General features: G+C 41.1%; 15 protein-coding genes. 9 read left to right on the top strand and 6 right to left on the bottom strand.

Annotated features, from left to right (window positions below):
* The first annotated feature begins 58 nt into the window (after window positions 1-58).
* Window positions 59-1189: a tetratricopeptide repeat protein gene (locus tag RMX98_RS09365; RefSeq protein WP_322681291.1), complete on the top strand. Its 1131-nt coding sequence runs from the start codon at window positions 59-61 to the stop codon at window positions 1187-1189.
* A gap of 172 nt (window positions 1190-1361) precedes the next feature.
* Window positions 1362-2903: an NAD(P)/FAD-dependent oxidoreductase gene (locus RMX98_RS09360; RefSeq protein WP_322681290.1), complete on the top strand. Its 1542-nt coding sequence runs from the start codon at window positions 1362-1364 to the stop codon at window positions 2901-2903.
* On the opposite strand, the gene RMX98_RS09355 is transcribed toward RMX98_RS09360, so the two are convergent.
* Window positions 2890-3564 carry a hypothetical protein gene (locus RMX98_RS09355; RefSeq protein ID WP_322681289.1) on the bottom strand — a complete coding sequence of 225 codons (675 nt, stop codon included), beginning with the start codon at window positions 3562-3564 and terminating at the stop codon, window positions 2890-2892. The two genes, RMX98_RS09360 and RMX98_RS09355, sit on opposite strands and share 14 nt — an antisense overlap.
* 701 nt (window positions 3565-4265) lie before the next feature.
* On the opposite strand from RMX98_RS09355, the gene RMX98_RS09350 reads away from it, so the two are divergent.
* The 3 genes from RMX98_RS09350 to RMX98_RS09340 all read left to right on the top strand — a co-directional run bounded on the left by RMX98_RS09350 (window position 4266) and on the right by RMX98_RS09340 (window position 6193).
* Window positions 4266-4940 carry a HupE/UreJ family protein gene (locus RMX98_RS09350; RefSeq protein WP_322681288.1) on the top strand — a complete coding sequence of 225 codons (675 nt, stop codon included), beginning with the start codon at window positions 4266-4268 and terminating at the stop codon, window positions 4938-4940.
* Between the two features lie 257 nt (window positions 4941-5197).
* Window positions 5198-5761 (top strand): leucine zipper domain-containing protein, encoded by a 564-nt coding sequence (locus RMX98_RS09345; protein WP_322681287.1) that lies wholly within the window; start codon window positions 5198-5200, stop codon window positions 5759-5761.
* A gap of 54 nt (window positions 5762-5815) precedes the next feature.
* Window positions 5816-6193 (top strand): DUF2358 domain-containing protein, encoded by a 378-nt coding sequence (locus RMX98_RS09340; RefSeq protein ID WP_322681286.1) that lies wholly within the window; start codon window positions 5816-5818, stop codon window positions 6191-6193.
* A gap of 64 nt (window positions 6194-6257) precedes the next feature.
* Here the strand turns inward: RMX98_RS09340 and RMX98_RS09335 are convergent, their stop codons facing one another.
* Window positions 6258-6755, bottom strand: a complete 498-nt coding sequence (locus tag RMX98_RS09335) for a hypothetical protein (protein ID WP_322681285.1) — start codon at window positions 6753-6755, stop codon at window positions 6258-6260.
* A gap of 460 nt (window positions 6756-7215) precedes the next feature.
* Window positions 7216-7404, bottom strand: coding sequence for a hypothetical protein (locus RMX98_RS09330; protein ID WP_292809150.1), 189 nt, complete (start codon window positions 7402-7404; stop codon window positions 7216-7218).
* Window positions 7405-7534: 130 nt separating this feature from the next.
* Here RMX98_RS09330 and RMX98_RS09325 point away from each other — a divergent pair, with 130 nt between their 5' ends.
* The 4 genes from RMX98_RS09325 to RMX98_RS09310 all read left to right on the top strand — a co-directional run bounded on the left by RMX98_RS09325 (window position 7535) and on the right by RMX98_RS09310 (window position 13354).
* A complete protein-coding gene (locus RMX98_RS09325; RefSeq protein WP_322681284.1) occupies window positions 7535-7912 on the top strand; it encodes a hypothetical protein in 378 nt (125 codons plus the stop codon).
* A gap of 286 nt (window positions 7913-8198) precedes the next feature.
* Complete coding sequence (locus tag RMX98_RS09320; RefSeq protein WP_322681283.1) at window positions 8199-8480, top strand: hypothetical protein; 282 nt, start codon at window positions 8199-8201, stop codon at window positions 8478-8480.
* Between the two features lie 104 nt (window positions 8481-8584).
* On the top strand, window positions 8585-9772 hold the full coding sequence (locus tag RMX98_RS09315; RefSeq protein WP_322681282.1) for a TRC40/GET3/ArsA family transport-energizing ATPase: 1188 nt from the start codon (window positions 8585-8587) through the stop codon (window positions 9770-9772).
* Window positions 9773-10027: 255 nt separating this feature from the next.
* Entirely contained in the window at window positions 10028-13354 is a 3327-nt protein-coding gene (locus RMX98_RS09310; RefSeq protein ID WP_322681281.1) for a GAF domain-containing protein, read from the top strand.
* On the opposite strand, the gene RMX98_RS09305 is transcribed toward RMX98_RS09310, so the two are convergent.
* From RMX98_RS09305 to RMX98_RS09295, 3 genes are read right to left on the bottom strand one after another with little or no spacing between them, the layout of a single operon-like run.
* Window positions 13326-14441 (bottom strand): hybrid sensor histidine kinase/response regulator, encoded by a 1116-nt coding sequence (locus tag RMX98_RS09305; protein ID WP_322681280.1) that lies wholly within the window; start codon window positions 14439-14441, stop codon window positions 13326-13328. The genes RMX98_RS09310 and RMX98_RS09305 overlap by 29 nt on opposite strands.
* A 12-nt stretch (window positions 14442-14453) precedes the next feature.
* Complete coding sequence (locus RMX98_RS09300; protein ID WP_409881366.1) at window positions 14454-15467, bottom strand: response regulator; 1014 nt, start codon at window positions 15465-15467, stop codon at window positions 14454-14456.
* 28 nt (window positions 15468-15495) lie between these two features.
* Window positions 15496-19107 carry a PAS domain S-box protein gene (locus tag RMX98_RS09295; protein ID WP_409881348.1) on the bottom strand — a complete coding sequence of 1204 codons (3612 nt, stop codon included), beginning with the start codon at window positions 19105-19107 and terminating at the stop codon, window positions 15496-15498.
* Between the last annotated feature and the right edge of the window lie 82 nt (window positions 19108-19189).

The following is a 19189-nucleotide window of genomic DNA, read 5'->3' as shown; positions in this document are numbered from 1 at the left end:
TGAGTAAGCTAGTTGTGTATGTAACTATAGATGCTGTGTTAACACGTAATTAAGTTTCATGAAAATCAACAATCAGGTGGGGTTAGCGTTGTCACTCGTCTTACTCTCTGCCAGTGTTGCTATCGCCCAACCAAAGCCAACTGACTCAGAGAAGCAGCCTCAGTCCAATTCGACAATTTCAACTCAACAGCTAGAGGAACTGAAAAAACTACAGCAAGAGAAAGAGATACGCGATCGCGTCCAATCTGAAGTAGACCGTGCTTTTGGTAACAGTACAACCTTACTCAACATTTTGCTAATTGTATTGACTTTTTTGCCAATCTTAGCTGCGGCTGGTGTTTGGCTGCTGCGTCGTAGTGTAGTTAGTGAATTAGTAGCTGAAACAAAGCAACAATTAGAGACAGAAGTAAAAACACAACTAGAAAAAGAAGTCGCGGCAGAAGTAAAAAAGCAAACAGAAGATTTTAAACAAGAGTTAGAAATATTAAAGTCTGACTTTTTAGGGCAATTATCCCAATTAAATAATCTATTTTTAGATGCTCAAAACCAAAAAGAGGAAATTCTTAAACAGCTTTCTGGTTTAACACCTTCACCTTCCTTAACACAAGATTATGTTCACCCAGAAATTCAGCAAAAAATCCAAGAATTAACAACACAACTAGATATATTGAAGGCTGGAAATACTCATTTATTTTTTACTGCTAATGATTACCTGAAACAAGGAGATGCTTTATTTTTTGAATGTCGATATGAGGATGCTTTAGCCTGCTATGAAAAAGCGATTGAGAGAGAACCTAATTCTTTCATTACTTGGATCAATCACGGCTGGGCATTGAGAAGATTGGGGCGCTACTCAAAAGCATTGTTATCTTATCAAAAAGCAATTTCTATCCAGTCAGATAGTTATATAGCTTGGTTTGGCTGCGGTAATTCACTTAGAAAATTGCAACGATTTGATGAGGCGATCGCTTCTTATGAAAAATCCTTAGAACTTCAGCCTGATTTTCATTGGGCTTGGTGTCATAAAGCCCGTTGTCATGCATTAAAAAATGATCTAGATTTAGCTATTGAAAGTTTAACACAGGCAATTAAGCTAAGAGGGGATCAGCATCGAGATTTGGCAAAAACTAATTCTGATTTTGATCTAATTCGAGCAGATGAGCGGTTCAATAAAATACTTGCAGGTTAAATTTTTGCAGCCTACAATTTCTCTGTTTCTTTACAAGATGAGGCAGGAGTCAGAGAGTAAGAGATAGAAACTCTTTATAATCTGATGCGTGAGTCCTGCCTTTTATACCTCACTTAAAAAGCAAACTGCTGTAATTTATTCTTGCCCATTTACTTAAACATAGAATAAAAATATGCAAAACACAGATATAGTTGTCATTGGTAGCGGTATTGGCGGTTTAAGTTGTGCTGCTCTTTTGGCACGGTACGGCTTTGATGTCGTAGTTTGCGAAAGTCACTCCATCCCTGGTGGTGCTGCCCACAGTTTTGAGCGCAACGGTTTCAAATTTGACTCTGGCCCGTCTCTTTACTCTGGACTATCTTACAGCCCATCCACCAACCCCCTAAAACAAGTGTTGGATGCCATTGGTTCGGAATTACCATGCGTAACCTACGATACTTGGGGTTGTTGTCTGCCAGAAGGTGATTTTGACACATCGGTTGGTGCCGAGCAATTTTCTGAAGTGCTGATGAAATTGCGTGGTAATGATGCTGTTGCCGAATGGCAAGAACTCCAGCGCGTTATGGAACCATTCGCTAGTGCAGCAATTTCCATACCACCAGCAGCATTACGCTTTGATTTGGGTGCAGCTAGAACTGTAGCCCCGTTTGTCCTATCTTTGGCAAAAAATCTACCAGATGTCATCAAGTTAACAGGCCCCTTCAGCCGGATTATGGATGGCGTTGTTAAAGACTCGTTTACCCGAAATTGGCTGAATTTGTTGTGTTTTCTGCTTTCTGGACTGCCAGCAGATGGCACTAGTGCCGCAGAAGTAGCATTTATGTTTGCCGATTGGTATCGATCAGATGCAGTACTTGAATATCCGATTGGTGGTAGTGGTGCTTTAGTTGACAGCCTTGTACAAGGATTGGAGCGCCACGGAGGGAAGCTGATATTAGGCGCTCATGTGGAGCAAGTGCTTGTAGAAGGAAATCGTGCGGTGGGTGTGCGTCTGCGCGATCGCCAAGAAATTCGAGCGCGGCGGGCAGTAATTTCTAATGCATCGGTTTGGGACACACTGAAGCTATTACCAGAAAAGGCAATACCCGAACAGTACCGCAGCAAGCGACAAGCAACACCTGAGTGTGATAGTTTTATGCATCTACATTTAGGCATTGATGCTCAAGGATTACAGCCAGATTTGCGCTGTCATTACATCGTAGTTAATAACTGGGAATTGGGCATAACAGCACCTCAGAATGTTGTTGTGATATCAATCCCTTCAATTCTCGACCCATCCCTAGCACCACCAGGTAAACATGTGATTCATGTGTATACTCCTGGTAATGAGCCTTATGCTATCTGGCAGGGAATGGATAGAAGGAACCAAGAATATGCCGAACAAAAGCGATCGCGTGCAGAAGTAATGTGGCAAGCGCTACAGAGAGTCATTCCAGATATTCGCTCTCGTTGCGAAGTTACACTTATTGGTACACCTCTAACCCACGAACGTTATCTCCGCCGTCATCAAGGTTCCTACGGCCCAGCAATTCAAGCTGGATCTAGTATGTTTCCTGGCCCTGGTACACCTCTGCCAGGATTGATGTGCTGTGGAGACTCAACATTTCCCGGTATTGGTTTACCAGCAGTCGCTGCCAGTGGGCTGATTGCTGCGAATACACTTGCACCTGTTAATAAGCATTTAGCTATGCTTCAGGATATCAAGTGCATTTAATTTTTTGAGTATAGAATCCAGTTGCCAAAAGAACTGCACCCATTGCCAAAATTGCTAGTACACTGTCAGGTTCGGGTACAGCCACAACTTGAGCATCAATTCTTGCAGTTCCAGCAAACAAACCTGTTAAATTAGTGTTGTTTAATATCTTAGCAAACTCTGGAGAAATTAACAATTTAACATCAGGGATGGTTAAATTTTTGTTATCAAATGCCACAGGTTCCGAAATATTTAAATCAAACAAAATTGTATTTAGAGAAAATGTGTCTCTTAAAACAAATCCGCTAGCACCTGTGACAGTACGTCCCTGAACAAAACCAATTGAAAAGTCACCAACAGTAATTTCCTTATTGAAGGTAACAGTACCAGTATGCTCGATTGTACCTGAGAGCGGAGTAAAGCCACCCTCATCACTAAACGTAAAGTTTGTGGCTGAGTCAATATTGAAGCCAACTAAATAATTGCTAGGAATTGGCGCGACAGTTTGATTCGTGCCTGTCAAATTTAGCCCGATACTACTAAGAATATCCTCGTGGTCACGATCAATGCTAGTAACTCCAGAGATCACTTTAAAAGTTGCAGCTTCTACTTGTATGGGTGCAATTGATATAAAAGCTGCTGTCGTACAACCAATAATCGCTGCAAATTGGGAAAAACGCATATATAGCCCTGATGATATTTGTGTTTATTTTATCTATAAAAATTATCTTTATTCATCTATCTACTTATAAATTACTGTTAACACTAGACTCTCAGAATTTAAAATAATACTTTTTTAAAGTTTAGATTAAGTAAATAACCAGTTAATAACAAAATTTAAGTCATACAGTTAAAAATACAAAGTAAAGTAAGTAGTTATAAATAAAAACAACTACTCACAATGTGGTGAAAGGTATGAAATATAAGGCATTAGAACATAAGATGAAAAAAATATAGTTATGTTTAATTATGTCCATTCCAACTATTTAGCCTCCAAGCTAACAAGTATGAAGTGGTCAAGCATAAGCTTTACATTTAGTTATTAGAAGTTTAGATTAAGAGTTGAAGTACCATCTTATATACAGCAGATTTCAACTTCTCTACGAGAAGCTACGCCAACGTGAGGTACAGAAATACCCCACCCGCGCGATCGCGCACCCTCCCCAAAGCTTTAGGGAAGGGTTTTATCTATGTGTTACATTCTTTTGAAAACTAGTATAATTTCGCACAAAAAAGCAAGCAGTGTGGAGAAAAGTAAACAAAGCTCAAACCCTTTTTACCCCCCGCCTCCTGCCTTATTCCAACGATAATTATTTACCACGTTAGTTTTTTTGAGTCTGTGGGTAGTATAAATTACCGAAAAAACTCATTTGGTATATATTGATGTTCAAAACTAAGTTATCAGAATCGCGTGCTTGGGGAGAATTTTATTCCTCAAAGTTAATGCATCGCCATATTGGAGCGATCGCAGCTTTAATTTTAATTAGCTTACTGAGTTCATTGAGTGGAACACCATTTGAACATACCACCTCTAACATCTGGGAAAGCTTTCTCTGGGGATTGGCAGATCCAGTAATTAGCTTGAATTGTTTAGTTGGTATTGTTGCGATTGGCTTACTCTCATCTGTGTTTGTTCGTGGCGCTGCGATCGCTGGATGTTTTGTCTTAGCAGCAATCTTGGGCATTGTAATTCATCTATACCAGCTAAATTTACCAGGTACAGAAATAGCGATCGCTATCTCTACCATCGTTTTTGGTACTATGCTGATGATGCCAAATCAACTAAATTTTCTAGTGCTTGCGCTGCTAGGCATTAGTACTGGTTTATTTCAGGGTTACACTAATGCTGCATCTATTGTTGGATCAGGAATGATACCAGCAGTTGCCTATATACTAGGTATTACCTTGACTCTGTTTGCAGTTGCCATAAGTGCCAGAGAAATTGGGGTTGGGATGGGTATGGGCGAAATACACCGAACTTTACCCTGGAAAATCAGCCTTGCTGGTTTTGCTTTGTGTGCGATCGGTATTGTGTTTTTGAGCAATTCGTTTATTTAAATCAGATATTTCAATTCAGTGGAATACATTCATTCGTGGGGGCGTACACCTAGCTGTGCGCCCCCACTGTGTTTTCATGGACAAGCAAGCATTCTAGTGAATAAGTTAATGCACCTCTGCGCTAATCTAGAGACTATAGCAATCCTAAATGAGTTGTGAAAATGCGCGATGTCCAGATTCCCGACTTCTTCAAGAAGTCGGGGATCTAATTTTTCACCAATGATTTAGGATTGCTATATATATATAAATAAAAAGTTATGACACCTGAAGAAATTGCGGGTACGCTAACAGAATTATTTGACACATCGGCTGTGGCTACGATCGCTCCTGGCGAGTGGCAAATAGACACTTCTAATTTTCGGCTATTGGTGCTGCTTTCCGAAGATAATACTTGGCTGCGAGTTTTACTGCCTATTCTGCCCATCCAAGAAGCCCAACCATTTTTAGAACAGTTCCTAGAAGCCAACTTCGATGACACTCAAGAAGTACGCTACGCTTTGTATGAAGGGGTAATTTGGGGAGTCTTTCAACATAACAGTGGTACTTTAGTGAGTGCAGATTTGTCCAATGCAATCAACCGACTTGTATCTCTCCATCAAGCTCGATTAGATCGTGTCTTTAATCGATTAATTGAAAGCCGCATCCGGCAAATTATTCAGGTAGCAAAACAGCAAGGACAATCTCTGCAAGCTACCATGCAAAGCTTAGAACGCTTTTACGCCGAAGGAATGATGGGTGAAATAAATCAAACTTCACAAGGACGAGAAGAAGTCTTAAGTGCTTGGCGGCGTCAGTTAGAACGTTTATGGAATGAGGGTTAATTTCAATTTTTAAGTTTCCATATTTAAACAAATTTACAGATATATTTATCTATCATGGATATCATTGAAATCCTCAAAGAAGACTATCAAAGATTCCCTGTAAATCAAACTTACAGCATTTATGCGCCAGAGGTTTATTTTCAAGACCCAATGAATAAATTTCGGGGTGTTAAACGTTACAAAGGAATGATTAATTTTATCCAAACTTGGTTTTTAAATCCCAAGATGGACTTACATAATATTCAACGTTTAGGAGACACAATAAAAACCGAGTGGACACTCAGTTGGAATACTCCTCTCCCCTGGAAGCCACGCATTTCTATTCCTGGTTGGAGTGAATTAGGTCTTAACTCTGATGGTTTGATTGTCTCCCATATCGATTATTGGAACTGTTCACGCCTAGATGTAGTGAAGCAGCATTTTTATCTTTAAAAAATTGACATTGAAATTGTAGAGTGATTTATATTTAAATATATATCAATCGTTATCTTTGTTCTTAACGACAATCTGAAGGCGATATTATTACTTTTCCAATAAAAATAGAGTCATTTCCATTATAGTAATAATGAAGTGATATCCCATTATTTAATAATTCTTTTGTTTCTGGATGAGTACATACTGAATTCGTTAATCTCTCACCCATAGTTGTTAAAAATTGATATTCATCTACTTCTGCTGACGTATAATTAACTAGAGTGTAGTTGTAAATTAAAGCATCATTCTGCGCTCCAACATTAATGAGCATAGTTTCTTTATCTACCATCATTGGCAAATCCTTATTGATTTCGCTGGCAATTTGTAACAGATAGCTATGAGAAGATACTTTTTTTTGAGCGAGTGAATTAACAATAGATTCTCCAATAATTTTTCCTGCGGTTTCGCCAATAGCTTCTCCTGGACCTTTAAATAAACCTTTGCTCACTGACTTACCGATGTTTTGACAACTTGCAAGTCCTAAAATTAATGCAAATAACACCAATGGAAAACTTTTCATTTTTTAAATTAAAATTATTTATGATAGAATTTTTATGAAGCCTCATGATTCAGTAAATTAAATATTTCATCTCTATTACAGACATAGAGAGATTTAATACTTAACTTATACAAATATCTTGACCTATTAATATAATTAATGTCCTGAGAGTTATCCGGATTCACTAGATACTGTTGTTATTACGGTGATTTAATAATTTTTACGAGTATTTGTAAATCACTGTATTGATAAATTTGCTAGATATTACTAGAAATTAGATATAGTATTTTAAAAATTTAATAAATTGGCAAAGTAAGATAAACAATATACTGAATCTCGAAGAGGGATCACCAAGTTATATAGCAGTGGGTTAGAGGATCTCTAAGCGTTCGGTGTATACAAAAAACTTTTCAGACATCCTCTTAGGCTAAAGCCGTAACACACCGTAAGTAAGATCTACTTTATAAATGGTCTCTAAGCACTACTTCTCTTTTTCTTCATCTAGTGCTTTTTGAATAGCACGACGGCAAAATTCTGGAGGGTCATCTTTAGCTTTTACCTCTTCTTTCATAGATTCGGTAACACGAAAGCTGAGATTTGCTATTAACTTTTCTTCTCTGTTTGATTCAATAGGGTTTAAATTTTCTGGTGTTCCTTTGGGATTAGGCATTTATATAGAAACGTAAATATACCTTGAACGATATGCGCGCATAACAATAGATTGTATTGAAGGTAGGTGTTCACCCTGGAAAAGTTGACACCTACCAATATCCACTATCAAAAATGGACACTTCTATTTTATGTTCACGCGTTCCGAACTTGAAATCAAAACCATCCGAGAGTTACGCGACTTATGCCGACGCTACGGTATCAAGCCGACAGGAAACCCAGGATACAAAGTTTCTTACATCACTTCTCTGATGGCATTCCCGCAATTAGCACTACATCAGATGCAAGAGGGAAGAGGGTTAAAGGCTCCCACTTTCACGACTTTTCAGTATATTGGCGCAGCAATAGATGAGATGAGTTCACCTACAGATGAGCAAATAGCATTGATTCGGCTAACGCTCGAAGGTAAAAAAATGACTTACCCAGATAGATTTAAACAAGAAAAACTGTTGAACTTGCACAAAGCTAAGATGCTGGTTGAGCAAGCTTTTGCCATGTTGAGCCAGTAAATAGCCCTTGTCGTAATTTTCAGATAATTAAACCAACGTGAGTTCGACAAGTATTATTTGACCTCTCCCCCAACCCCTCTCCGACACGGAGAGGGGAGCAAAAGCTGAATTTTTCGCTACTCTTCCCTCTGGGAAACCCAAAGGGAGGCTGCGAGGGAGAGGTTCGTCGAACTCACGTTAAACCATAATGCAGGGTAGCACAACTGTGCTGCCCTACTGGGGATTGAAACAAAATCCCTCAATACTTTAGAGTTAATAATAGACTTAACTTCAAAGCGCGATCGCAATGACTGATAAAGAACTCAAACATCTAATTGAGAGTAATGCTAAAACAGTCCAAGCTATGTTAGATGAAATGGCGGAAGCACGTCAGGAACGCCAAGAACTCCGAGAAGGAATGCTCCAAATCCAGAGTGCAGTAGCACAATTAACGAATATACAAGAGAGAATAACCAATTTACTGATTTCTCTTGATGGCGATCGCCCCACAATTCTTAAAAAACTCTCGGCACTGGAAACTAAGCTTGACCAGTTATTGCAGCAAAACCCAACGGATGAGTTAGGGTAAATACTCATAATAATCCCTAGACGTATTGAAACAACATTTATTTTCCTTAAACAGTCGATAATGTAAATAAATGTAAAAAATTCTCAGTCAGGACAAAAGCATTTATGCGTGTAATTTTAATGACTGGTAAAGGCGGCGTGGGCAAAACTTCCGTCGCTGCTGCAACTGGACTGCGCTGTGCGGAACTAGGCTATCAGACGTTGGTTTTAAGTACAGATCCCGCCCACTCTCTCGCAGATAGTTTTGATATGGAACTGGGACATGCACCCCAAAAAATTCGTCCAAATTTGTGGGGTGCTGAACTGGATGCACTGCAAGAACTGGAGGGAAACTGGGGTGCTGTGAAACGTTATATTACCCAAGTTTTACAGGCAAGGGGTTTAGACGGCGTACAGGCGGAAGAATTGGCAATTTTACCAGGCATGGATGAAATTTTTGGCTTGGTAAGGATGAAACGCCATTACGATGAAGGTGAGTTTGATGTCTTAATTATCGACTCAGCCCCCACTGGTACAGCATTGCGCTTGCTGAGTTTACCTGAAGTCGGTGGCTGGTATATGCGCCGTTTTTACAAACCATTTCAAAACATCTCGGTGGCGCTTCGACCTCTGGTTGAACCTTTGTTTAGACCAATTGCTGGTTTTTCGCTACCTGATAAAGAAGTGATGGATGCACCTTATGAATTTTATGAACAAATTGAAGCTCTGGAAAAAGTATTAACAGATAATACTCAAACTTCAGTGCGTCTTGTCACTAATCCCGAAAAGATGGTGATTAAAGAGTCCCTACGGGCCCATGCTTATCTAAGTTTGTATAATGTTGCAACAGATTTAGTCGTGGCGAATCGGATTATACCGAGTGAAGTCCAAGACCCATTTTTTCAACGTTGGAAGGAAAATCAAGAGCAATATCGCCGGGAAATTCATGATGATTTTCACCCTCTGCCGGTGAAAGAAGTTCCCCTATTCTCTGAAGAAATGTGTGGATTAGCTTCATTAGAACGCCTGAAAGAAACTCTTTATAAAGATGAAGATCCGACTCAGGTTTATTACAAAGAAACAACTTTAAGAGTTGTGCAAGAGGAAAACCAATACAGCTTAGAACTTTATTTACCTGGTATTCCTAAAGACCAAGTTCAACTAAGTAAAACTGGAGACGAATTAAACATTACTATTGGCAACCATCGTCGTAACTTAGTTTTGCCGCAAGCCTTAGCAGCACTACAACCAGGCGGAGCGAAGATGGAAAACGACTATTTGAAAATCCGCTTTGCTGACAACACAAAAGTTTAATTTTTTTAAACGTTTTTTTGTCAACAAATATTTCAAACTAAAAAGCCAAAACTTTCTCTTATAGCTAGTACAGACGCCATCTTTTTAGCGTCTGTTTTTATGATTTTTGGGTGAATTTTAATAAAAGGCAAAAAAATATTTTTATTAATGATTTGACCGTAGTTTTACTGAAGACAAAATGATGAAATAAATTTCAAAATGTCTTTAGATTTAATTATGCCAGTTTTCAAATTATTAATTTATTTTGCTATCACAATGTCCTCCAATTTTGAACAAGATTTGCCCTTATATCGCCATGAAGAAAGTTTACTACGCCGCATTACAAACCGTATCCGACGAAGCTTAGAGTTGGAAGAAATTATCAGCGTGACAACGGCAGAGGTGCGATCGCTATTAAAAACTGATCGAGTGATGATTTACAAATTTCATCCCGATGGTAGTGGTCAAGTGATCGCTGAATCAATTAATAAAAATTGTTTGCCGTCGCTACTAGGACTAAATTTTCCCTCCGATGACATCCCATCCTATGCCCGTGAACTATTTCTCAAATCACAGGTGCGTTCTGTTGTAAATGTTGACACTAAAGAGATTGGTCAAATTCACCTGCGTGAATTGGATAATGGAGATATCTCAGAGGAGATCCGTTACCGCCCTGTAGACCCCTGCCATATTGAATATTTGACGGCAATGGGCGTAAAATCTTCTGTAGTAGCGCCTATTCTCCATCAAGATCAACTTTGGGGGCTGCTGGTGTCTCATAATTCTCAAGCACGTTTGATTTCAGAATATGAGCTAGAAGCAATACAAATGGTAGTCGAGCAGCTGTCAATGGCGATCACTCAAAGTAACCTGCACACTCAAGTTCGCAAAACAGCCGAACGAGAAGCGATCGTTAACCGCATTGCTACTCTACTACATTCACTCCCGACGATTGTCTTACAGCCAGCCCTAGAAGCGGCTGTTACTGCCTTTAATGGCGTTGGTGGCAGGCTTTGTATTAGAAATGAAGCTTTTGATTTTCACAATGGCAACGTCACCAGCTTAACAGAATGCTTAATACCAGGAAATACTTGTATCAAGCTTTATATCTGTGGAGAGCAACCTGTAATACCAGAACAAACTATATATCCACTGATCGAGCAATATAGTATCTGGCAAGAACATTACAAATTTACTAACTACGATGTTTGGGCAATTTCAGATATATATAACACTCCTGGCTTGCGAAGTTTGCAAGTTGCTTTTCAACCAACTAAAATTCGCAGCATATTGATGATTCCACTCCACTATCGTCAGCAGTTGCTGGGCTACCTAAGTATTTTCCGCAACGAGATAGATACAGAAACTTTATGGGCGGGACAGCATGAGGGCGATCAAAGGCAACAGTATCCCCGGCGATCCTTTGAGGTTTGGCGCGAATCTAAAAAAGCACAAGCTCAAAAATGGACAATTGAAGAGATTGAACTGGCTAGAAACCTCGGTAAACACTTTGCTTCCGCAGTTCAGCAGTATGAACTACACCAACAAGTACAAGTTTTTAATGAAAATTTAGAAAAACAAGTTAAAAGACGCACCGTTGAGTTACAACGGACAGCTGAACAAGAACAGGCTGTGTTTAAAGTTATTGCCGAGATTCGAGAATCTCTGGACACAAATACAATTTTTCAAACCACAACTAAAGAAGTTTGTCAATTAATCAAAGCCGATCGCGTTTCTGTTTATCGTTTCGATGCTAATTGGGGTGGTGAATTTGTCGGCGATTTTGAGGCTGCTAGTCCATACTGGTCGAATGAATCTGAACTAGGTATTAATACAATTTGGAATGACACCTACTTACAAGACACACAAGGAGGACGTTACCGCAATAATGAAACATTTGCAGTTGATGACATCTACAAAATGGGGTTTGCTCAGTGTCATATCGACAATCTAGAGCAGTTTCAAATTCACGCTTTTGTGCTGGCGCCGATTTTTGTTGGGCAAAAACTTTGGGGTTTACTAGCAACTTATCAACATACTGGCCCCCGACAATGGAAAACTTCAGAAGTTAACTTTCTCAGTCAGATTGCTGCCCAAATGGGCGTAGCACTCCAGCAAGCTGATTTACTCACTCAGACACGACAACAGACATTAGATTTACAACAAGCAGCAGAACAACAACGGGTATTGTTTGAAGTTGTGGCCAAAGTTAGAGAATCTTTAGATTTAGAGGCAATTTTTCAGACAACTACCCAAGAAATCTGTAAATCACTACAAGCAGATCGAGTTGCCGTCTATCGTTTCCAGACTGATTGGAGTGGTGAATATATCGCCGAGTTTGTGGGTGATGGTTGGATAAAGCTAGTAAGTTCTGATACCAAGACAGTTTGGCAAGATAGCTATTTACAGGAAACCCAAGGTGGGCGATATCGTTACAATGAAACCTTTGCAGTTGATGATATCTATGAAGTTGGCCACTCTCAATGCCATGTTGCAGTTCTAGAACAAATTCAAGCAAGGGCCTATACGATCGCACCTATATTTATTGGGCAACAGCTATGGGGTTTATTAGCAGCTTACCAGAATTCTGCACCCCGCCATTGGGAAGCCTCGGAAATTAAATTTATTACTCAAATTGCCAATCAGCTTGGGGTTGCACTCCAGCAAGCCCAATTGCATAATCAAACCAAAGAGCAGACCCAAAAGCTAGCTCAAGCTTTGCATGATTTACAGCAAACTCAAACCCAACTGATCCAAACAGAGAAAATGTCTTCACTGGGTCAACTGGTAGCTGGTGTTGCTCACGAAATTAATAACCCGGTAAATTTTATTTATGGCAACATCAATCATGTCAATGATTACACCCAAGATTTACTCAGCATACTAGACCTCTATTTACAAAATGCCCCCAACTCCAGCCCTGAGATTCGCGATCGCGCCTTCGAGATCGACTTAGAATTTATCATGGAGGATTTGCCCAAAACTCTATCTTCGATGAAAATTGGGGTTGATCGCATCCGGCAGATTGTCTTGGGTTTACGGAATTTCTCTCGCCTTGACGAAGCAGAAAAAAAACCAGTTGATATTCATGAGGGTATTGATAGTACCTTGCTAATTTTGCAGCATCGTTTGAAAGCAAAACCAGAAAGTCCGGCGATTAAATTAGTCAAAGAATACAGCAACCTTCCCTTAGTAGAGTGCTATGCCGGGCCACTAAATCAAGTATTTATGAATGTTTTAAGCAATGCGATCGATGCTCTAGAAGATTACAGAGAATCTCAATCAACAACTCATAGTAATCAAATTACCATCCGTACTGCTCTTGGAGAGCTTGAAGGTAATGTCAAGAGTGTAGTAATTTGCATAAGAGACAATGGCCCAGGAATACCCGAATCTCTGAAGGCAAGAATCTGTGACCCATTTTTCACTACGAAGCCAGTAGGAAAAGGCACTGGCTTGGGGTTATCAATTAGTTACCAGATTGTTGTAGATAAACACGGTGGTGTGTTGAAATGTGATTCTCAACCGGGCTTAGGTACAGAATTTTGGATTGAAATTCCGATTAGACAAATCACTAAATCGCACCATCAACTCCCGGATTAGTTATGGGTCGTTGACTTTTGAATAGTACAGTAAAGATACTACCATTTGGCTGATTATCTTCGATAGTAATTGTACCGGAATGTGCCTCGACCGCCATTTTGCAGAAAGCCAAACCTAAACCAATTTGCGAAACTTCTGGCATCGGAGTTCCAACTTCATACTTTTCAAAAATTATTTGTCGTAACTCAAGACTTACTCCCGAACCAGAATCGGCAACTTGCACTTTTGCACCACCTGCTGCCAAATACTCTCCCCGGAGGGTAACTTGAGACTTGGAGGGGGAGAACTTAATGGCATTAGAGAGCAAATTATCCAGCACTCGCCGAAAGATAACTGCATCTACTACAACAATGCCACCAGGTTCGGGTAATTCACTAATCAGGGTGAGATTCTTTTGAGTAGCGATCGCTTCAATATCTGCCAATGCTGACATACACAGCATAAAAAGGTCTACTTCTGTGTAGTTGAGAAGCATTTTTCCCGATTCTAGCTTTGCCATGATCAGCAAGCTATCAATCAACGATTGTAGTTGTTGTCCAGCAAGTAAAATTTGCTCGACTTTGCCTTGCTGTTGTTCAGGTGACAAATCTGGCAACCGCAAAATCTCTGTGCCTAAAACGATACTGGTAAGTGGATTTCGCAGATCGTGCACAATCATGTTTACCATATCTTCTCGCAGTTTGAGCAATACTTGCATACTGTCGTATTGCTGTTTAATCCGCAACATGGAATGAACTCTAGCTCGTAATTCCACACCATTAACGGGTTTACTAATAAAGTCATCTGCACCAGTCGCCAGACATCGAGCCAAATCTTCTTTATCGGTTAATGCTGTCACCATAATGATTGGTACTGCTTGCCATTGTGGATCAGCTTTGATGCGTTGGCAGACTTCCATCCCATCTAGATCGGGCATCATCACATCTAATAAAATCAGATCGGGCTGAAAACTATCGAGGCGATTTAGAGCTTGTTGACCACTAGGAGCGTAATATAGCTGGTAGTTTTCACCATCGAGCAAGGTTTCAACAACATCAAAGTTATCGGGTTCATCATCGATCACTAAAATAGAGAGTTGACTATCCATCGAGAATTTCCGTTACCTTTTTAAAAGTTGTTGAATTGTGGTTACAAGCTGTTTAAGTTTTACGGGTTTGGTCAAATATTCGTTTGCTCCGGCTGCTAAACAAGTTTCGCGATCGCCAGGCATAGCTAATGCCGTTAGTGCAATTATCGGAATATGCACAAATTGGCGATCGCTACGGATGCGACGGATTGCTTCTAACCCATCCATTCCTGGCATTTGAATGTCCATTACAATTAAGTCGGGGCGTTGATCTCTGACAAGATCGATAGCTTGTTGTCCATTGTTTGCCAAAATGAGATGATACCCTCGACTTTCAAGATAGCCAGACATAGTATCAATATTTGCTTGATTATCTTCTGCCAGCAAAATCAAAGGAGTTTCCAGAAAGACTTCTGGCAATACAATTAAACTTGGCTCCTCAGAACGGGCAGGATGTTGTAGTTTCTCTATAGTTACCTGAAGTTGAGCGCGGGTAATGGGTTTGACCAGATATTCAAATGCTCCCTGAGCTAGTCCTTTGCTATGTTCATCCACAACTGAAATGATGATCGTTGGAATATCTTTGGTTTTTGGGTTGGTCTTGAGTTGATTTAGCACATCCCAACCCGATAGGTTCGGTAGTTGCAGATCCAGAATGATTAAAGTCGGCTGGACTCGTAGCACTTCTTCTACTGCTCCTTCACCTTGGGGATAGATAGTGGATTGCATTCCCATTTCGCGCAAGTAGCGAGTAATTTGATCGGCCGCCGCCACAGAATCTTCGATAATTAAAACTTGAGCATTCTTAGCAAGTAAAGGATAGCTGGGCAATGAAGTCGTTACCTGCGTCCTGAGAAGATTATTGCTGGTACGGTAGGGAATGCGGACGGTAAAACAACTTCCCTTTCCAACTTCACTGCTAACTAAAACCGTTCCTCCATGTAGGGTAATAATCTTTTGTACCAGTGCCAAACCTAGACCAGTGCCACTGTACTGGCGGTTAAGGCTGCTGTCAAGCTGGATAAAAGGCTGGAACAGCTTACCAATTTCTTCAGGGGCGATACCAATGCCAGTGTCAGTAACATGGAAGCAGAGATTTGCGGAAGATGAGGGGGATGAGGAAGAATTTACTTCCCTTGCTCCCTCGCTCCCCTGCCCCCTCCAGCCGAACTTCTAGAGTTACAGATCCTCTTTCTGGCGTAAACTTGACAGCGTTGCTCAGTAGGTTGATCAGTACCTGACGCAGGCGGCGATCGTCTACTTGGATGCAGTCAATCTTGTCAGAAATATGAGTACTAAGACGAATATTTTTTTTCAAAGCCATCTGTTTGACAAAGGCAAGGCTGATATCACAGAGGCTCTTAACAGAAACATCACTTAATTGCAGTTCCAGTTTGCCAGATTCGATTTTAGACAAGTCTAGAATGTCGTTGATTAGTTCTAGCAAATGTCTGCCACTGCGTTCAATAGTAGCGATCGCTTTTGCTTGTCTTTCATTAATAGAGCCGAATACACTTTCTTGTAAGCCCTCTGACATCCCCAAAATCGCATTCAGAGGTGTTCGCAGTTCATGGCTCATGTTTGCGAGAAATTCGTCTTTGAGGCGAGTGGCGCGGGCAAGTTCCACATTGGCGTTAGCAAGTTGCTCATTCGTCTGCCGCAGTTGTGCTTCTGCTTGTTTACCTTCTGTGATATCTTCGTGAGATACCAGTACGCCAATCACCTCACCTGCGCTATTGGTCAAGGGAACTTTATTTGTTCGCAGCCAGAGTTGTTCGCCATTATCCCCTTCAAATGGCTCCTCATAGCCTAGTTTAGGTGTTCGGGTGTTCATTACCATTGCATCGTCAGCACAGTAGAGGTGTGCTAACTTGGCCCAAGGTAACTCAAAATCGCTCTTGCCGATAATTTCATCAATTGTCAGTTGGGCATGGCGGATAAATGCTGGATTGCAACCGAGAAAGCGTGATTGGCGGTCTTTCCAGAAAACACGTTGCGGAAATGTATCTAGTACAGTTTGCAGCATTTTACGTGATTCTTCCAGTTGTTGCGCGGTTTGTTTGCGATCGCGGATATCAAATAAGGTGGCGCGGTTGTATAGATAGTTTCCACCGACATCCTTGACGGCAGTGGCGCTGATCAGCACTGGTAAAACTGTGCCATCTTTACAGAGCATGTCATACTCTAAATCTTTTATCCAGCCCTGTTTTTTGAAATGAGGATAGTTTTGTGCGAACGCCAAGCGACTGGCTGGGGTGAAAAAATTCAGCAGTGGTTGGCCAATCATTTCCTCACGGGTATAACCCAACCATTGCAGTTCAGTCTCGTTCACCTTGAGCAATCGACCTTCGCTGTCGAGAGAATGGTAGCCACAGGGAGCATTATTGTACAAATCTTCGACCTCATGGGCATATTTTGCCAATGCTTCTTGTGCCTGTTTACGTTCGCTGATATCAGTGATCCGTACTAGATGCATAGTACGCCCCGCTACAGTAATTGGTTTAGCTGCAATGTTTCCCCAGAAAATCCTACCCTGAAGAGTAACATATTCAATCTCTCGGCTCCATACACCTTTTGACTGCATATCTTTGACGATCGCATCCGTTTCGCTAGCAGTAAATGGACGGCGCTGGAGTGTCTGCCCATTGATATTGCTTAATTCAGCTTTGGTAGCCGCCTCAAACATTTCTACCGCCCGCCGATTGCAATCCAGGGTGAGTAGTGTTTCTGGATCAACCAGAAAGATCGCATCGGCAGATTCATTAAAAATTGCTTCTCGTAAATCCCGATTGTGCATGAGTTCCTGTTCGGCTTGTTTGCGATCGGTGATGTCAAAGTTCACCCCAATCATCCGTACAGGTTCACCCTGCGGGTCACGTTTGAGAATACCGTAACCTTTGAGGAAACGAATTTTTCCACTCGGCTCAACGATGCGGAACTCTACATTATATTCTTGTTTTCCTTGTAGAACTTGCTCGATGGTTGCCAACATATAAGCTCGATCATCCGGGTGCAGGCAGTTTAGCCATTCATCAAAAGAACCGCTAAAATCAGTTTTGCTCACGCTATGCAGTTCGTACATGCGATCGTCCCAAATCAGCTTTGTCTGGACGAAATCATATTCCCAAATACCAAATCCTCCAGAACTGATTGCGATGGTTAGCCGTTCGGAAAGAGCATTAAGCTGTTCCTCAACTTGTTTGCGAATGGTAATATCCGTGAGTGTGCCGATATAGCCGCTAACAGTGCCACTGGCGTTAGTTTCAGGTTGAATACAGCAGTAAAACCAGTTGATACTGCCATCTGGGCGCAGAAGCCTGCCTTCGTTCCAAAAAAGTCCTGTTTGTCCTAATTTTGCTTTATGCCATTCTCTGAGAATGCGATCGCGGTCTTCTGGATGAAAAGCCTGTATCCACCTCATCCCCAATGCCGCCTCTGTTGGTCTACCTGTCATCTCACTCCAGCGATCATTAATATAGATGCAGTTACCAAAGGCATCCAGGCGGAAAATAGCCACCGGAGCCGCTTGTGCCAAGGTTGCATAACGACGTTCGCTATCTCGCAGGGCGGCTTCTGCTTGTTTTTGAGCGGTAATGTCTAGTAAAATGTCGGCTAATTGTATCGGTCTAGCAAATAGTTGATTGGTGATTGGGTTCCACTCCCAGTAGCCAATACCAGCAAAATTCAGGGTAAGCTTGAGTTTTTCTTCGCTGGCTTTGAGGGCTGCTTCTGTCCGTTGGCGTTCTGCTAGTTCTGCCTGTGCTTGCTCGTAGGCACTTTTTTGTTGAATCGCGATCGCTATTTGCACCGCTAGTTGATCTAACAAATCTAGTTCTACTGATTGCCAATGACGAGGGGCACTACATTGGTGAGCAATTAATAATCCCCATAATTGCTCTTTGACCAAAATAGGTACTACTAGATTGGCTTTAACTTCAAATTGTTCTAGAAGCTGCAAATGACAATTGTTTAAGCCAGCCTGATAAATATCGTCGATTGCTCGTTTTTTCCCTTGACGATAGTCACTTCTGGCTCCCTTGTGAAAGCAGGTATCCAAAATTTCTTTTCCCAGAGCCACTGTCCAACCAGGAAGCACTGACTCTGCCATAATTGTGCCGCTCATATCCGGCTGAAATTGATAGATAACTACTCGGTCTGCTTTCAAAAACTGCCGTACTTCTGTTGCTGTGGTACGCAGAATCTCTTCTAGTTTCAGAGACTGACGAATCCGTAAAGCGATCGCAGCAATCAGTTGCTGTTGTTCCCGACTTTGTTCTAACTGTCGAGTCAAATCCATCCGTTCAATAGCATGATGAATTGCACCTTGAAGAACTTCAGGTGTGAGTTTATTTTTAACCAGATAATCTTGCACACCACTTTTCATCGCACGGACAGCAGTAATTTCATCCCCTTGTCCTGTCAGCATAATTACAGCAGTTTGAGTATTGCTATGGCATTCCCGAAACTGCTGAATAAACTTCAGTCCATCCCCATCAGGCAACGCAAAATCTAGCAAAATGATATCTGGAATCTCCTGTTGACACCATTTGAGTGCTGGCGTTCCCGTCTCAAATTCCAAAAAGCGGTAGGTATACAGGCTGTCTTGCTTCAAAAAGCGACGATATGCTTCCCGATCTTCAGCGCAATCATCAATCAGCAGGATCGTCAGGCAAGAAGGATGACTCATAAGTTAAAAATACAAACGCGATCGCGTTCCCAAAAAATTGTAATCACTAATCATCGTGTTAATAGCTTGACATAAGTCGAGT

It is taken from the genome of Nostoc sp. DedQUE02 (genome assembly GCF_034531035.1).
Lineage (GTDB): Bacteria > Cyanobacteriota > Cyanobacteriia > Cyanobacteriales > Nostocaceae > Nostoc.
This window is presented reverse-complemented; position numbering and strand designations above follow the sequence as displayed.

What these genes read in the sequence shown, in the direction of transcription:
- RMX98_RS09325 (WP_322681284.1), top strand. Translation starts at nt 7,535, where the DNA reads ATGTTCACGCGTTCCGAACTTGAAATCAAAACCATCCGAGAGTTACGC.
- RMX98_RS09310 (WP_322681281.1), top strand. Translation starts at nt 10,028, where the DNA reads ATGTCCTCCAATTTTGAACAAGATTTGCCCTTATATCGCCATGAAGAA.
- RMX98_RS09305 (WP_322681280.1), bottom strand. Translation starts at nt 14,441, where the DNA reads ATGGATAGTCAACTCTCTATTTTAGTGATCGATGATGAACCCGATAAC.
- RMX98_RS09345 (WP_322681287.1), top strand. Translation starts at nt 5,198, where the DNA reads ATGACACCTGAAGAAATTGCGGGTACGCTAACAGAATTATTTGACACA.
- RMX98_RS09360 (WP_322681290.1), top strand. Translation starts at nt 1,362, where the DNA reads ATGCAAAACACAGATATAGTTGTCATTGGTAGCGGTATTGGCGGTTTA.
- RMX98_RS09335 (WP_322681285.1), bottom strand. Translation starts at nt 6,755, where the DNA reads ATGAAAAGTTTTCCATTGGTGTTATTTGCATTAATTTTAGGACTTGCA.
- RMX98_RS09350 (WP_322681288.1), top strand. Translation starts at nt 4,266, where the DNA reads ATGTTCAAAACTAAGTTATCAGAATCGCGTGCTTGGGGAGAATTTTAT.
- RMX98_RS09295 (WP_409881348.1), bottom strand. Translation starts at nt 19,107, where the DNA reads ATGAGTCATCCTTCTTGCCTGACGATCCTGCTGATTGATGATTGCGCT.
- RMX98_RS09340 (WP_322681286.1), top strand. Translation starts at nt 5,816, where the DNA reads ATGGATATCATTGAAATCCTCAAAGAAGACTATCAAAGATTCCCTGTA.
- RMX98_RS09355 (WP_322681289.1), bottom strand. Translation starts at nt 3,564, where the DNA reads ATGCGTTTTTCCCAATTTGCAGCGATTATTGGTTGTACGACAGCAGCT.
- RMX98_RS09365 (WP_322681291.1), top strand. Translation starts at nt 59, where the DNA reads ATGAAAATCAACAATCAGGTGGGGTTAGCGTTGTCACTCGTCTTACTC.
- RMX98_RS09315 (WP_322681282.1), top strand. Translation starts at nt 8,585, where the DNA reads ATGCGTGTAATTTTAATGACTGGTAAAGGCGGCGTGGGCAAAACTTCC.
- RMX98_RS09320 (WP_322681283.1), top strand. Translation starts at nt 8,199, where the DNA reads ATGACTGATAAAGAACTCAAACATCTAATTGAGAGTAATGCTAAAACA.
- RMX98_RS09330 (WP_292809150.1), bottom strand. Translation starts at nt 7,404, where the DNA reads ATGCCTAATCCCAAAGGAACACCAGAAAATTTAAACCCTATTGAATCA.